This window comes from Proteus appendicitidis, from assembly GCF_030271835.1.
GTDB classification, from domain to species: Bacteria; Pseudomonadota; Gammaproteobacteria; order Enterobacterales; family Enterobacteriaceae; genus Proteus; species Proteus appendicitidis.
In genome coordinates this window covers 3,555,932-3,571,928 of record NZ_CP127389.1, presented here as the reverse complement: position 1 = coordinate 3,571,928, position 15,997 = coordinate 3,555,932, and the positions used below count along the sequence as shown (strand labels likewise).

Sequence of the window (15,997 nt, the reverse complement as noted above, 5' to 3'; positions counted from 1 at the left end):
ATTCTCGAAATACGGGATAATTACCGTCCTTTCCATTCAGGTGTGCGCTTTTCAGCAAAGGCTAGAGGTCCTTCTGTAGCATCTTCTGAATGTAAAACACTTGGGTAATGTTTTAATACGCCACTGCGCATTAATTTGTAGCCCTCTTCAATAGAAAGCTCGCTAGTGGCACGATAAATCTCTTTTAAAGCCGCCACAGCCAGTGGAGCGCTATTTGCGATTTGATCGGCAAGTTCGCGTGCGCTATCCATTAATTCAGCAGAACTGACAACGCGGTTAGCAATACCCCAACGTAGTGCCTCATCGGCATTCATACGACGACCTGTCATCAGCATTTCGTTGACGATAGCGGGCGGTAAACGTTTAGGTAAACGAAGAACGCCACCGCTATCAGGGACAATGCCTAATTGTGCTTCAGGTAAAGCAAAAGAAGCATTGTCTGAACAAATCATCATGTCGGCAGCGAGTGCTAATTCAAAGCCACCACCAAAAGCATAGCCGTTAACGGCGGCAATGACAGGTTTATCAAGATCAAATAATTCAGTTAAACCTGCAAAACCACCCGCACCAAAGTCTGCATCAGGGGCTTCGCCTTCTGCCGCGGCTTTTAAATCCCAACCCGCGGAGAAAAAGCGTTCGCCCGCGCCCGTAATAATGGCAACGCGTAAGTTGGGATCATCACGAAAACGCAGAAAGACTTCACCCATTTCATGACTGGTTTTTGCATCAATAGCGTTTGCTTTTGGTCTATCTAATACAATTTCAAGTACTGAACCACGCGTTGTTAGGTGTAATGATTGGCTCATGTTGTATTCCTTTTCGTCATCAAAAATAAGCATTTATGATTGAGGTTATTAATTTGTGGCTAAACCGACCTATGGCTTATTTCAAATGCTTTTTAATCACTTTTCCTGAGCAATTACGTGGCAAACCCTCTTTAAACTCAACCGCTGAGGGAACTTTAAATTTCGCCATATTTTGCTCACAGAAATGGAAGAATTCTTCTTCACTCAAGGTTTCACCTTCAACGAGCACCACAAACGCTTTAATGGCTTCATCACGAATATCATCAGGCACACCAATAACCGCCACATCTTGAATTTTAGGATGTGAACTAATGATGTTTTCAATCTCAACGCAAGAGACGTTTTCGCCTCCGCGTTTGATCATATTGCAACTGCGATCAACGAAATAGAAAAAACCTTCATCGTCTCGGTAACCATAATCACCAGTATGTAACCAACCTTCAGGCTCTAATGCTTTTGCTGTTGCATCCGGTCGGTTGTAATACTCTTTGAATAAGGTTTTTCCGGGTTCGCCTTTTACGCAAATCTCACCCACAACGCCATTAGGAACTTCGTTGTTTTGTTTATCTCTGATTTGAGCTTGATAGCAAAAACCGGGTCTACCAATTGACGGCCAGCGGCGTTTATCGCCAGGCCTGTCACCAATTAAACCCACGATAGTTTCTGTCATGCCGTAAGAGGTGAGTAATCGCACATTAAAGCGTTCGATAAAGGCGTCTTTCTCTTCATCTGCGAGATTGAGATAGAACATCACTTCGCGTAATTTGTGTTGCTTTTCTTCTGATGAAACGGGCTGTGCCATTAAGGTTCTCATCATCATTGGAATACATTCAGTGACCGTCGCTTGGTACTTGAGTATTTGCTTCCAAAAGGCTCTGGCACTGTATTTTTCTAACAAGACAAAAGTCGCACCCACAGAAAATGCAGCCAGTGATGCAGTACATTGGCAATCAATATGAAATGCAGGCATAACAGTAAGATAAATATCATCTTCGCGTAATGCGTTTTGCCATGATGAGTAATAACCCGCAAAGCGTAAGTTATAGTGTGTGATAACCACACCTTTAGGTTGCGATGTGGTACCAGAGGTGAAAAGAATTTCAGCAGTGTCATCCACACTTAATGGTGTGTGATGATTAAGCGTAACAGGATGTTTGGCTTTTTCTTTTAAAAAGTCGATAACGCCTTTTTCAGCAGCGATTGTGTTTTCAGAAATTAAAAATAGCTGTGCTAAAGGGTTTTGTTCATCCTGCAACATAGGTTGGTAAATCGGATAGAAATTATCGCGAGTAACGACGTAATGGGCTTGGCAGTGATTGATTATCCATGCGCTTTCTTCGTACATAAAACGCGCATTAATAGGCACCATCACAGCGCCTATTTTTGCCAACCCAAACCAGCAAAAGAAAAATTCAGGGCAGTTATCAAGATGTAAGGCAACATGGTCGCCTTTTTTTATGCCACCAGCATGGAAAAGATTTGCGGTTCTGTTTATCTCTTCATTTAATTCACAGTAGCTAAATTGTCTCATTTGTCCTTGTGCGGATTCAAAAATTAGCGCTGTTTTTGTGCCATAAACCTCTGCCAAATCATCCCACATTTGACGTAAGTTTTGTTTGCCAATCACATCCATTAAACTGTTATCCCATACTTTTGCCGTGAATTCAGACACGATTTTAGAGGCGTGCTATGCCTGAATTTTACGGTGTTACTTTACGATTTTAGCCAGCCCTTTATCGACCAGCCCCCTGATTTGTTCGTCGCTATAACCGATATTTTTCAAGATAGCGTCAGTGTCCATGCCGTGAGATGGCATGCCACGCCAGATTTTTCCCGGATTATTTTTGAATTTCGGCATTACATTTGGCCCTTTACAGGTTTCGCCATTCATGGTTTGCCATTGGGTAATTGATTCGCGTGCGACATATTGTGGATTGTCTTCAAGCTCCGGAATAGTCAGCACTTTGGCACTGGCTATATTGAGTTCTGACAGGCGTTTCAGCACATCAGTGATTGGTTGTTTTGCTAACCATTCATCGAGTTTGTCTTCAAATAATTGACCATGAGGGCAATTAATACGGTGAATAAGTTGAGTGCCTTCTGGCACTTCTGGAGTACCTAAAAGATGCGCAAGACCAATATCTTTGAAGATTTCTTCAATTTGCGTAATGCCGACAACTTCCATCACGATAAAGCCATCTTGGCAACGGTAAAGACCACAGCCTGCGTAATACGGATCTTTCCCTTTGGTCATACGAGGGCAGATTTCGCCACCATTGAAATAATCCATCATGAAGTATTGCCCCATACGCAACATGACTTCATACATCGCAATATCAATACTTTCGCCTTTGCCTGTTTGTTGAACTTTATACAGTGCCGCTAACGCAGAAGTGGTTGCTGTCATTCCTGAGAAGTAATCTGCGGTATAAGGAAACGCCGGCATTGGCTGATCTTTGTCACCGTTTTGGATCAAGTAGCCACTAAAGGCTTGGGCAATCGTGTTATAAGCCGGTAAGTTGGTGTATTGCGGATCGCCATATTGGCCAAAGCCAGATAAATGAGCGATAACCAATTTAGGGTTATGTTCCCATAACACTTCATCGGTAATACCACGACGCGCAAAGGCAGGACCTTTACTGGCTTCAATAAAGATATCGGTGGTTTCCATTAATTTTAGGAATGCATCACGACCTTCATCTTTAAAAATATTGAGTGAAAGAGCATGTAAATTACGACGAGAAAGTTGAGGGTAGTGAGGTTGAACGCGAATGGTGTCAGCCCATGCAACGTTTTCAATCCAAATTACTTCAGCTCCCCATTCTGCGAACATTTGTCCTGCGAATGGCCCTGCAATTTCAATTCCTGAAAACACAACACGAACCCCTGAAAGGGGGCCAAATTGTGGCATTGGTAAATGTTCTGTCATAGCGTCACCTCGTAAGTGGTCTGAGTGAAAACTCTCTCACCTGTAGATGAGAGAGTTATTCGTGATTAATTAGCGATACTGTTTAAGTACTGAACGTCCTAATGTCAGGATCTGCATTTCGTCAGAACCCCCAGATACACGGTCAACACGAAGGTCACGCCAGAAACGAGAAATACGGTGCTCGCCAGCAATACCGACACCACCAAGCACTTGCATTGCACTATCAACCACTTCAAACGCCGCATTTGCACAGAAGTATTTACACATTGCTGCATCACCGGAAGTGATTAAGTTGTTGTCACTCTTCCATGCAGTTTCATATAACATGTTGCGCATTGAATTGAGTTTGATCGCCATATGAGCGAATTTTTCTTGAATTAATTGGAAACGACCAATTGCTTCGCCAAATTGAACACGTTGATTGGCATAACGCGCGGCATCTTCAAAGGCACACATCGCTGTGCCGTAGTTAGTGAGTGCCACTAAGAAACGCTCATGGTCGAACTCTTCTTTAACACGGTTAAAGCCGTTGCCTTCACGACCAAACATGTCTTTTTCTTCAAGCTCTACGTTATCAAACGTGATTTCACAGCAGCTATCCATGCGTAAACCCAGTTTTGCTAACTTGTTGACTTTGATGCCCGGCTTGCTCATATCCACAAACCATTCTGTAAAGACGGGTTTGTCAGGTGATGCTGCATCACGGCTCATCACAACAACATAAGGGGTGTATGCACTACTGGTGATAAAGCATTTGCTACCATTAAGGTAAACTTTGCCATCTTTACGGGTATAAGTCGTTTGTAAGCTACCTACATCGGAACCCGCGCCCGGCTCTGTAATTGCAGAGTTCCACATCTGTTTACCCGTACCGCGGAACGCCATAATTTTATCGATTTGCTCTTGTGTGCCTTCTCGTAATACGGTGTTAAAACCACCCGGTAATTGATAAAGCACGTAAGTTGGCGCACCTAAACGACCTAACTCCATCCAAATAGCGGCAACAGTGACAAAACCTGCATTTAATCCACCGTGCTCTTCAGGGATAAGCAGATTGTCTATTTCCATATCCGCTAAGGCTTTGACAAAACGTTCTGGGTATTTACTTTCGCGATCACACTCGGCGAAATAAGCTTCCCAGTTTTCACTGGCCATTAATTCGCGGACACCGTCAACAAACAGTTCCTGCTCATCATTCAATCTAAAATCCATGTTAATAACCTCTTAATATGTCATTCTTTGCGTATAGCGGATCAGTCTTTCCAATGTACTTTGGCATCTTTAATAAAGGACAAGGTGACCATGATATTGACGAAAAATAGTGGGCATCCTCCAGCGATAATGGCGGTTTGAATCGGTTTTAAACCACCAAGGGCTAATAGAATGATGCCGATAACACCAACCAGCACAGACCAGCCGATGCGTACCAATAAAGGTGGCTCAGAACCTTCTTTCATCGAACGGCAAGTGGACATTGCCAGAGTGTAAGAACAGGCGTTAATTAGGGTGACAGTGGCAATAAAGCAGAGGATAAAGAAGCCCCACATTGTTGCTGTGCTCAACGGTAATGCCGCCCATGTTTCGATGATTGCGCGTGGAACACCGTATTGTTCAATCAGTTGTGGAATGTTGAGAATATTTTGGTCAATCAGTTGTAAGGTGTTACCACCAAGGATTGTCCAAATTAACCAAGTCCCTGCGGTTAAACCGGAAACCATCCCTAAACACAATTCACGAACAGTACGACCTTTAGAAATACGCGCTAAGAAAATACTCATTTGGATAGCGTAGATAACCCACCAAGCCCAATAGAAAACAGTCCAGCCTTGAGGGAATCCGCCTTTACCGATAGGGTCTGTATAGAACAGCATACGAGGCATATACATCATCAATGTACCCACAGAATCGGTGAAATAATTGACGATAAAGCTCGCACCACCGACGATAAATACCCAACCCAACATTAAGAAACTTAGGTAAGTACGAATATCACTGGCGATTTTCACCCCTTTTTGCAGACCGAATGCCACGCAAATTGCGTTTAATATGATCCAGCAAGAGATAATGATGGCGTCTAATTGCAGGGTATGAGGAATACCAAATAAGTATTGAATACATTCAGTGACTAACGGTGTTGCTAACCCGAGACTCGTCCCCATTGCCAGAATTAAAGCAACAAGATAGAAGTTATCAATAATGGTTCCGACGATCCCATTAACGTGTTTTTCACCGATTAATGGGGTTAAGGTGCTACTTGGGCGGATAACTTCCATTTTGCGAACAAAGAAGAAGTAAGCGAAGGCAACAGAAAGGAAACTATAAGTTGCCCAAGGTAAAGGACCCCAGTGGAACAAGCTATAGGCTAAACCAATTTCTTTTGCTTGCGTTGAGTAAGCTTCCATTCCAAAAGGCGGGCTTGAAATGTAGTAGTATATTTCAATCGAACCCCAGAAGAGGACGGCTGCGGATGTACAAGACGCAAACATCATAAAGATCCAGCTTGCGGTACTAAATTCAGGTTTATCTTCCCCTAGGCGTTTATTGGCATAACGACCGAAGACTAACCAAAACCAACCCCCGAACATAATGACCATATACCATTCGAAGGTCCAACCCCAGACATTGGTAACATAGCTGAATACGGCATTAATCACTTCATTTGAAGCGTCAAGATCACGTACCGTTAGCCAGCATAAAATACCAACAATGATTAATGGCGGAAAAAAAACCTTCGGTTCTATTCCTGCCTTTTTATTATCTTTGCTCATAGGTAAATTTTCCAAATATATTTAACGCAGAAGTTTAAGTAGTGTTAATTCCTAATATCTAATAAATCATTTAAGTTTATTTATGAGTATTCCGTCTATTGGCGTTTCATCATAATAGAAAAATAAAGTGATTGGCTAATTCACAAATCAATTAATGATGATGAATAATGAATATTATAAGAAATCCATTCTGTTATTCACTTCACACTATTCTTTTTGTCGATTTTATGTTACGTTTTATAACGTTTTGTTTTCATTGTAACTGATTGATAATTATTGGTATAGCCTTGTATGTAATGGGGTTGTTATATTCCGTCTTTCAATATTGTTGATCTCGGTGGCAATATTGAACGTTAAATACCGTTATATTTATTATATTCAATATTGTTGATCGCTGTAGCAATATTGAAAGTTGTTCACTTCAATTAAAACTAATTTCAATATTGGTGATATGTTTAGCAATATTGAAACCTATCCATTCTTTATTTATCTATGTTCAATATTGGTGACCTAGGTTTAATTTTTTAAACGCTTAATTGTGTTAATTCTATATTACATTGCCAGAGCAAATGACATTATTTATTAATTTCAGGAGATGTAATGAATATTATTACATGTTACAAGAGTGTTCCCGATGAGCAGGATATTACGGTAAATAGCGCAGACGGTTCGCTAGATTTTTCCCGTGCTAACACCAAAATCAGTCAATATGATTTAAATGCGATTGAAGCCGCTAATCAGCTTAAGACTCAAATTGATGGTATTCAAATCACGGCAATGAGTGTCGGCGGTAAAGCATTAACAAATGCGAAAGCGCGTAAAGACGTTCTTTCTCGTGGTGCTGATGAATTAGTGGTTGTGGTTGATGACCAATTTGAAGCCTCTTTACCTTACCAAACAGCGGTTGCACTGGCTGCCGCAGCGACGAAAAAAGGTTATGACTTAATTCTTTGTGGTGACGGCTCTGCGGATCTGAGTTCACAACAAGTGAGTTTGCTGGTGGGTGAAATTTTAAATATTCCAGCAATAAATGGTATTAACAAAATTGTTTCTCTTTCTAATGATTCAATTACCGTTGAGCGTGAATTAGAAAATGAAATTGAAACACTGACGTTGCCTTTACCCGCAGTAATTGCGGTATCTACCGACATTAACATACCTCAAATTCCTTCGATGAAAGCCATTCTTGGCGCTGCCAAGAAACCTGTTCAGCAATGGAGTGTTACCGATCTTGGTTTGGATGCGATTACTGCGCGTTCAGAGCAAAAAGTGGCCGCACCGAAACAAAAAGTTCGTCAACGCATCATTATTGAAGGTGATGGCGATGATCAGATTGCTGAGTTGGCAGAACATTTACGTAAAATTCTTAAGTAATAGGGGGAGTTATGAGCCAGTTTTCAACTGTTTGGGTATTTAGTGATGCACTTTCCCGTTTACCAGAATTAATGGGTGGCGCTTCTTCGTTAGGACAATCTATCAATGTATTTACATTGAATGATGAGCAAAGCGTTGCTGCTTTTAAATTAGGTGCAACAGCCGTTTTCCAATTAGAAGGTAAACCTGACGATCGCATTATTGAAGATTATGCACAAAGCATGGTTGAAACCATCAAACAAAACGGTGATGCAGGTTTAGTGCTACTGCCTAATACACGTCGCGGAAAATTAATCGCAGCACGTTTAGGTCATCGTTTAGAGGCGGTTGTTTCTAATGATGCACAATCTTTAAATGCAGAAGGTGATGCATTAGTAACAAAACACATGGTTTACGGTGGTTTAGCCTTTGGTGATGAAACCCTGAAAACGCCTTATTGTGTTGTAACTGCAAGTGTGGGTGCTTTTGATGTTGCGCCAGAAACTGGCGCTACGGGTAATGCACAAAAAGTCGCATGGATTGCCCCTGCTCAAACCATCGTTCGCAATTCAGTTCAACCACGCGCAATCAATGCTGTTGATTTAGATAAAGCACGCTTTGTTGTCAGCGTAGGTCGTGGTATTGGCAGTAAAGAAAATATCGCTATTGCAGAAGCCTTAGCACAAGCCATTGGTGCTGAAATCGCTTGTTCTCGTCCTGTTGCTGAAAATGAGAAGTGGATGGAACATGAGCGTTATGTCGGAATTTCTAACTTGATGCTGAAACCGGAGCTTTATTTAGCTGCCGGTATTTCAGGACAAATTCAACATATGGTTGGTGCGAATGGCGCGCAAACTATTGTTGCTATCAATAAAGACAAAAATGCGCCTATCTTCCAATTTGCTGACTACGGCATTGTCGGTGATTTAATGAAGATCTTACCTGCATTAACTCGTCAATTATCTAACTGATTTATTTAAGCAGAGAAGGAAACTTCTCTGCTGTTTATCGCAAATTCTGGAGATGTTATGTCCGATTCCGAAGATATTTTCGATGCCATTATTGTTGGCGCAGGATTAGCCGGATCTGTGGCTGCACTTGTTTTGGCAAGAGAAGGCGCACAAGTATTGCTAATAGAAAGAGGTAACTACGCTGGCGGGAAAAATGTAACCGGTGGTCGTATGTATGCACATACCCTTGAGCGCATCATTCCTGAGTTTGCGCAAGAAGCGCCTGTTGAACGCGTGATTACTCATGAAAAATTGTCATTTATGACTGAAACAGGCGCAATGACGATTGATTACCAAAACACGGAAGGGAACACCCCTAAAACAGCCTCTTGGTCTGTATTACGGGGCGAGTTTGACCAATGGCTAATGGAACAAGCCGAAAATGCGGGTGCGCAATGTATCACAGGCATTCGTGTTGATAAGTTAGTTGAGCGTGATGGCAAAATTGTTGGTGTTGAAGCCGATGGTGATGTGTTAGAAGCCAAAGCCGTGATCCTCGCGGATGGTGTGAATTCTATTCTTGCAGAACAGCTAGGAATGACAAAACGTGTTGCGGCCGAAAATGTCGCGGTAGGCGTCAAAGAGATCATCGAACTGCCTGAAAGTGTGATTAAAGATCGCTTCAACCTAAAAGATAACGAAGGTGCGGCTTGGTTATTTGCAGGCTCGCCTACTGATGGACTAATGGGTGGTGGTTTTTTATATACCAATAAAACCACGCTTTCTTTAGGTTTGGTGTGTGGGCTTCACCATATTAAAGATGCCAAAAAATCAGTGCCACAAATGCTGGAAGATTTTAAACAGCATCCTGTTGTTGCGCCACTGATTGAAGGTGGAAAAATGCTGGAATACGGTGCGCACGTTGTTCCTGAAGCTGGGTTAAGAATGCAAAACGAGTTAGTGCGTGATGGTGTATTGATTGCGGGTGATGCAGCAGGGATGTGTATGAACCTTGGCTTTACTATCCGAGGCATGGATTTAGCGATGGCATCAGGCGAAGCGGCGGCAAAAACCGTGCTCTCAGCGATGGAAAAAAACGATTTTAGTAAACAAACACTTAGTGAATATCTCAAACATTTAGAAGATGGTCCATTACGCGATATGAAAGCCTATCAGCGTATGCCTGATTTACTTGATAACCCTCGTATGTTCACCGCTTATCCTGAAATGGTGGTAGGTATTGCTCATGATCTGTTTACTGTCACGGGTGAAGCGCCAGTACCAATGCGTAAAACCCTAATGCATCATACCAAAAAGGTCGGCTGGATGAACTTAATTAAAGATGGGATCAAAGGAGTAAAAGCAATATGAGTTCTCCCGTGAATGTCGATGTCAAATTAGGCATCAATAAATTTAATGTCGATGAGGAAAATCCACATATCGTTGTTAAAGAGCAGCCTGATATGCAGGTATTGGAAACCTTAGTTAAAGCATGTCCAGCCGGTCTTTATAAAAAACAAGAAGATGGCACCATCAGCTTTGATTATGCAGGGTGCTTAGAGTGTGGAACTTGTCGAATCCTTGGTTTAGATAGTGCGCTTGAAAAATGGGAATACCCACGCGGAACGTTTGGCGTGGAATATCGTTACGGATGATGTATCGCTACTTTTCTCCCAGTGCTGCTCCGGCCTGGGAGCTTTTCTTTTTTTGTTTTATTTAGAAAAAATACCAGGACGCAGTCATGCAACCCAGAAACTTTGATGATATTCGTTTTACCTCTGTACATCGTCGAGTGATGTTATGGGGCAGTGGCGGCCCTTTTCTTGATGGCTATGTATTAGTGATTATTGGTGTAGCGTTAGAGCAACTCACACCGTTATTACAGCTTGATACACGATGGATTGGTCTGCTTGGTGCAGCAACATTAGCAGGGCTTTTTATTGGCACATCACTCTTTGGTTATATTTGTGACAAAGTGGGTCGTCGCAAAATGTTCCTTGTGGATATTGTGGCTATTGCCATTATTTCTATCGCGACAATGTTTGTTTCAACCCCAGTAGGTCTGTTGGTGATGCGGTTCCTGATTGGTATTGTGATTGGAGCCGATTATCCTATTGCGACCTCAATGATCACTGAGTTTTCCAATAAAAAACAACGCGCTTTTGCTGTCGGTTTTATTGCTGCTATGTGGTATATCGGGGCGACGTGCGCCAACTTAGTCGGTTATCTTTTATATGATATTGAAGATGGCTGGCGTTGGATGCTAGGCAGCGCCTTTATTCCTTGCGTTATTATTTTAATTGGTCGTTTTGATTTACCCGAATCTCCGCTTTGGTTAATACGCCAAGGGCGTATTAAAGAGTGTAATGAGATGATGATAAAACTCTTTGGCGAACCCGTGGTATTTGAAGCGGAAGATACCAAAACAACGCGTTTTATCGAGTTATTTAATAAACGTCACTTTTCTTTTGTTCTGTTTGTTGCGGTGATTTGGACTTGCCAAGTTATCCCGATGTTTGCCATCTATACCTTTGGACCACAAATTGTTGGTTTATTGGGATGGGATGCAGGAAGAAGTGCCGCATTGGGTAATGTGGTCATCAGCCTGTTCTTTATGTTTGGGTGTATTCCCGCGATGTTTTGGTTAAATCAAACAGGGCGACGCCCATTATTGATTGGTAGCTTTGGTATGATGACATTGGCGTTATTGGTACTAGGCGTCTTTCCTGATCTACCTATCTTATTTGTTATCTTAGCGTTTGCGACTTACGCCTTTTTCTCTGGTGGCCCCGGAATTTTACAATGGCTCTATCCTAACGAATTGTTTCCAACCGATATCCGTGCATCCGCGGTGGGTGTGATTATGTCGATAAGTCGTATTGGTACAGTAATTTCAACCTGTGCGCTCCCTGCATTTATCGCGACGTATGGTATTAATACAACGATGCTGGTGGGTGCCGCGATTTCTTTATTTGGGATGATAGTCTCTGTGTTATTTGCACCAGAAACCAAAGGATTAACGCTTAATCAGACTTCAACTATGCCGATGCGCCGGAGTTCGAAATAAATAGAATAGAGATTGAGGTATTCAATCTCTATTTAAATATCGTTATAAAGGTACTCGAGTTGTGCCACATATTTTAGTTATCGCTTGGTGTAAGTCTGCCTTAAATTTGTTAAAACTCGGCATATCAATTTGCTCAATATTACATTCTCTCGCTAAATCTAATTGAATAGGTGTTGTGCAATCATCAACACCAAGGAGAGAGGCTAAAACTCGCTTAGGTGAATTTTGAGGAGATGCGCTGTCGTTACCTGATAAATCATATTCTAACTGAGCACAATGAGTATAAGGTGATTCTTTTTTAGCACAGATAAACCAAGCTTCTGAAGTGGGTTTTGGGATCATGGCAACTATCGGGGGATAATCTGCTTCATCATCGAAACTATTAGCGCCTAACGTTATAGCGTTAATAAAATGAGAGATGGAGCCTTTATCAGCATCATGAAAGTAAATTCCCAACTGATGGGCATGATTATAAGCATATTCTGCCATTACTGCGGCTCTATGTGCATGCTCAATAAAACCTTTAGCTAATTTTTTACTTGGCTTAAAAATTTGTTTATTTTTAGCGAGTTCTGCTAGCTTATTACCACCAATATAGGTTATCCAACGTTTAGGATCGTCAAAGTTTAAATTATCACTATTCCAATCAGGTAAATAGTGTTGTAAAACTTTGACTGAAATAATGGCCATTGCGCCGATATTAAAATCGTTTCCTGTACAGATATTTTGCTGATTATTAGAAACACCCATATCTGTGGGGCCTTCACCAGTAACTAATAGGTTAGTAAGCATGTATTATTTCCCTAATAAAGAGTCAGCCTCTTTCGCCATATCCGTTAAATAGAGATCTAACATAGCGTCACCTGGTGCGAGAGTGTCTAGTTTTTTATTAGCTGAGGTTAAATCAAAGAATTTGACTGCACCCACTTCACCATTTTTTCTTCTATAAATCAGTACAACGGCTTTTTTTGCGACATCATCTTCTAGGTAATTTAAAACCATTGGGCTGTGTGTTGTGACGATAATTTGTTTAGGTGAGGCGACAAGTGCATCAACAATTTTTTCAGTGATTTCGGGATTAATTCCATTTTCAATTTCGTCAAAAAGTAATGTTTCTAAATCACTAAATTGTTGCGCTAAAATAGCGAGTAACCTTAACATACCATCATTAATATGACGCGCTTCTGTGGTTAAACTAATTTCTTTCCCATCAACAATAAATTTTTCATTAATCTTTAATTGTATCCAGCCAGAGCGTTGTACACTCGTTTTTATCTCAGTAATTTGAGGATAGTATTCTTGCAATTGTTTGATAAGTAATTCTTTTTGATCAGCTTTTAGTTGATGTAAAAATGCAGAAAGTTGTTCTCCTCCCATACCAATATCTTGCCGTTCTGTTTTTCGTACTTTTTGACGCAACGATTGAGGAGATAATAAATCAAGAGAGCGTAAGGCACATAAGCGCTCTTTTATTATTTTTATTTCTTTGCCAAGAATTTCATCTTTTAATTGAGAAAGAATAGAGCCTTCATATTCAAATGATACTGTATCTTGACGGTTATTTACTGAATAACGCCCATCTTTTAAAAGAAATAAAGTTTCTAAATTGCCATTATCCTCTACTTTAAAAAGTTGTTCATTCGTACAACATAACATTTGTCGGTTAAAAGAGGCTTGCCAGCGATAATTTATATGGTTTATAACCAAATCAATATGTATTTGAATATTTTTTCGCGCAACTAAACCTGAATTCAGCTCTTTAGGTGTCCAACGTCGCTCGTCTAGCCACTTTTTTACTTTTCCGAGCATTAAGGCGCTTGAAAAATCCATTGCTTGTAAAACGGTACTTTTACCTGCCCCATTTAAGCCAATCAGACAGGTAAAAGGCGATAAATGAAGTTCAAAATCGAGTAATGATTTGAAGTTATCAATATAAATTCGTGTAATCATTTTTTATCCTTAAGTGTATTTTAATTATTTATATTGAAAGATTAATCATATCTTTTGTCGATGGTCTCTGACTTTTGAATTTGATTTATTTAATAATAATTATTCTAAGAAAGATGATGAAAATTCATTTTTAAAATCAGAACCAGTATACAAATTCTTCACATAAAAGCACAATCATATTACCTGATTACGCCTTTTCTTTTGATAAAGAGTAAGACCCAATATAATAAAAAAATGAAACTTCAATCCTTTTAAAACAAACAATTAACTTACATGCTTATTTCAAATTGACCGCATTTGTATAAATTCATTTCCAATTAACATAAGTCATTAACCCGCCGAATCTAGACGCCAATCACAAATCTCTCTCAGACTATTCAAATGACGAAAAACAGTTCGTTATTTACCAAGAATGAATAATTCCCCCTACCCAGAATAAGGTCATTACAGACGTAAACACCAGCAAAGAAGCGGTTGAGTAGGTATTTATGACCTTATTAGAAACGACAGTTAAAGAATGTCTAAACAATGCAGTGAAGCAATATTCTTCACAAATAGCCCTAATTGAAAACCAAAGTAAAAAAACATTAACTTGGCAACAACTACAACAAGAAGTGGATCAAGTTGCTCGTGGTTTTTTATCTATTGGCTTAAAAAAGGGAGATCGTTTAGGTATTTGGTCTGCTAATAGTGTGGAATGGATAATTTGTTTTCTTGCCGCCGCTCAAATTGGTGTTCCTGTTGTTTGTATTAACTTTCATTTTAAAAAAAGAGAGTTATTAGATTTATGTCGATTAACCGGAATTAAAGCGCTCTGTTTTTCTGATGGTTTTAAAAGTAATCATTTTATTGAGGTGATTAATTGTCTTTCTAAAAAGGCATCAGAAAATAAAGATGTATTACCTCAATTATTTATTAGCATGGGAAATGAACATGCAGAAAAAAGTGTCTCTTTATTTCAATTAAAAGAAAAAGCAATACAGGTATCCGATGCTGTTTATCAGCATGCTGTTGAACACGTTAGCGTAAAAGATTTGCTGACTATTCAAATGACCTCTGGCAGCACAGCAATGCCTAAAGGGGTTATGTTAAGCCAATATAATGTCATTAATAATGCAATGCTGTCAGCACAGCGCTTAGGTGTGACGCATAACGATGTGATTTGTCTTGCGGTTCCTCTGTTCCACTGCTTTGGACTCTCTTCTTGCCTCTTTTTTGCGTTAACAACAGGGTGCCAGCTTGTTCTTCTTGATAACTATTGTGCGGAAGATGTGTTAAAAGCCGTGCAAAATCATCGTTGCACCATTATGCACGGTGTACCGACAATTTTTAGTCGCTTAATGAAGCATGAGCAATTTTCTCACTATGATTTATCCAGCCTTGATAAAGGCATTATTGCAGGAGCCAGCTTCCCTCCAGCCTTAATTGATGACATCGAAAATACCCTTGGTATGAAAGGGATCACCGTCTCTTATGGTCAAACAGAAGCCTCGCCTTGCTGTACTCAAACATTACCTCACGATCCCTTAGCGATAAAACGTAGTTCGATTGGTAAGCCTTTACCTTTTGTTGAAATGAAAATTATCAATCTGAAAACAGGTAAACCTGTGCCAGTCGGCATTTTAGGTGAAATTTGTACGCGTGGTTTTCATGTGATGATGGGCTATGACAATGCACCCGAAAAAACCAAAGAGGTATTAGATGCAGAAGGTTGGTTACACACGGGTGATATAGGTTATGTCGATGAACAAGGCAATTATCACTACGCCCATCGCATAAAAGAGATTGTGGTGCGCGGTGGTGAAAATATCAGCCTGTGTGAAATAGAAGAAGCCATTGCTGAATATGCTGGTGTTGATGCGACAAAAGCATTTGGTATTCCGTCAACGGATTTAGGTGAAGAAGTGATTGCCGCCATTTGTGTGCAAAAAGGGCACAGCATTGGTGAAAGTGAATTACGTGAATTTCTACAAGAGCGACTGGCTCGCTACAAAATCCCCAAAGAACTCCATTTCTTTACAGAATTTCCGCATACCCCTTGCGGAAAAATCGATGTGCAAGCGCTGAAATTGCAACTGGGTTATAGCGTTTCAATCAAGGATGAAAAAAACAAAGTAGCGGGTTAAGTGACAACGGATTTATCCACATTCTGACAACAGCAGTATGAAGTCTAA

The 15,997-nt window shown here is 40.5% G+C and carries 13 protein-coding genes; 6 read left to right on the top strand and 7 right to left on the bottom strand.

What is annotated here, in order from left to right; translation table 11 throughout:
• Window positions 1-20: 20 nt before the first annotated feature.
• From caiD to caiT, 5 genes are all read right to left on the bottom strand, one after another.
• Complete coding sequence (gene caiD / locus QQS39_RS16365) at window positions 21-806, bottom strand: crotonobetainyl-CoA hydratase (protein ID WP_151436170.1); 786 nt, start codon at window positions 804-806, stop codon at window positions 21-23.
• A gap of 76 nt (window positions 807-882) precedes the next feature.
• Window positions 883-2,439 carry a crotonobetaine/carnitine-CoA ligase gene (caiC, locus tag QQS39_RS16360; protein ID WP_285805906.1) on the bottom strand — a complete coding sequence of 519 codons (1,557 nt, stop codon included), beginning with the start codon at window positions 2,437-2,439 and terminating at the stop codon, window positions 883-885.
• 75 nt (window positions 2,440-2,514) lie between these two features.
• Window positions 2,515-3,735, bottom strand: a complete 1,221-nt coding sequence (caiB, locus tag QQS39_RS16355) for an L-carnitine CoA-transferase (RefSeq protein ID WP_023582984.1) — start codon at window positions 3,733-3,735, stop codon at window positions 2,515-2,517.
• Window positions 3,736-3,804: 69 nt separating this feature from the next.
• Window positions 3,805-4,947 (bottom strand): crotonobetainyl-CoA dehydrogenase, encoded by a 1,143-nt coding sequence (gene caiA / locus QQS39_RS16350; protein WP_285804952.1) that lies wholly within the window; start codon window positions 4,945-4,947, stop codon window positions 3,805-3,807.
• A gap of 41 nt (window positions 4,948-4,988) precedes the next feature.
• Window positions 4,989-6,503 (bottom strand): L-carnitine/gamma-butyrobetaine antiporter, encoded by a 1,515-nt coding sequence (gene caiT / locus QQS39_RS16345; protein ID WP_285804951.1) that lies wholly within the window; start codon window positions 6,501-6,503, stop codon window positions 4,989-4,991.
• Window positions 6,504-7,103: 600 nt separating this feature from the next.
• On the opposite strand from caiT, the gene QQS39_RS16340 reads away from it, so the two are divergent.
• The 5 genes from QQS39_RS16340 to QQS39_RS16320 all read left to right on the top strand — a co-directional run bounded on the left by QQS39_RS16340 (window position 7,104) and on the right by QQS39_RS16320 (window position 11,873).
• Window positions 7,104-7,877 (top strand): electron transfer flavoprotein FixA, encoded by a 774-nt coding sequence (locus QQS39_RS16340; RefSeq protein WP_285804950.1) that lies wholly within the window; start codon window positions 7,104-7,106, stop codon window positions 7,875-7,877.
• 11 nt (window positions 7,878-7,888) lie between these two features.
• Complete coding sequence (locus tag QQS39_RS16335) at window positions 7,889-8,827, top strand: FAD-binding protein (protein WP_285804949.1); 939 nt, start codon at window positions 7,889-7,891, stop codon at window positions 8,825-8,827.
• 57 nt (window positions 8,828-8,884) lie between these two features.
• The gene (fixC, locus tag QQS39_RS16330; RefSeq protein ID WP_285804948.1) at window positions 8,885-10,177 is read left to right on the top strand and encodes an FAD-dependent oxidoreductase FixC; all 1,293 of its coding nucleotides are present in this window, start codon (window positions 8,885-8,887) and stop codon (window positions 10,175-10,177) included.
• Entirely contained in the window at window positions 10,174-10,461 is a 288-nt protein-coding gene (fixX, locus tag QQS39_RS16325) for a ferredoxin-like protein FixX (protein WP_023582978.1), read from the top strand. The genes fixC and fixX overlap by 4 nt, the downstream gene beginning before the upstream one ends.
• A gap of 86 nt (window positions 10,462-10,547) precedes the next feature.
• Window positions 10,548-11,873 carry an MFS transporter gene (locus QQS39_RS16320; RefSeq protein WP_285804947.1) on the top strand — a complete coding sequence of 442 codons (1,326 nt, stop codon included), beginning with the start codon at window positions 10,548-10,550 and terminating at the stop codon, window positions 11,871-11,873.
• Window positions 11,874-11,915: 42 nt separating this feature from the next.
• On the opposite strand, the gene QQS39_RS16315 is transcribed toward QQS39_RS16320, so the two are convergent.
• Both QQS39_RS16315 and QQS39_RS16310 read right to left on the bottom strand, forming a co-directional pair.
• Window positions 11,916-12,665: a hypothetical protein gene (locus tag QQS39_RS16315; protein WP_196734876.1), complete on the bottom strand. Its 750-nt coding sequence runs from the start codon at window positions 12,663-12,665 to the stop codon at window positions 11,916-11,918.
• Window positions 12,666-12,668: 3 nt separating this feature from the next.
• The gene (locus QQS39_RS16310) at window positions 12,669-13,823 is read right to left on the bottom strand and encodes an AAA family ATPase (RefSeq protein ID WP_196734875.1); all 1,155 of its coding nucleotides are present in this window, start codon (window positions 13,821-13,823) and stop codon (window positions 12,669-12,671) included.
• A gap of 488 nt (window positions 13,824-14,311) precedes the next feature.
• Here QQS39_RS16310 and QQS39_RS16305 point away from each other — a divergent pair, with 488 nt between their 5' ends.
• Window positions 14,312-15,949 (top strand): AMP-binding protein, encoded by a 1,638-nt coding sequence (locus QQS39_RS16305; protein WP_285804946.1) that lies wholly within the window; start codon window positions 14,312-14,314, stop codon window positions 15,947-15,949.
• Window positions 15,950-15,997: the final 48 nt, after the last annotated feature.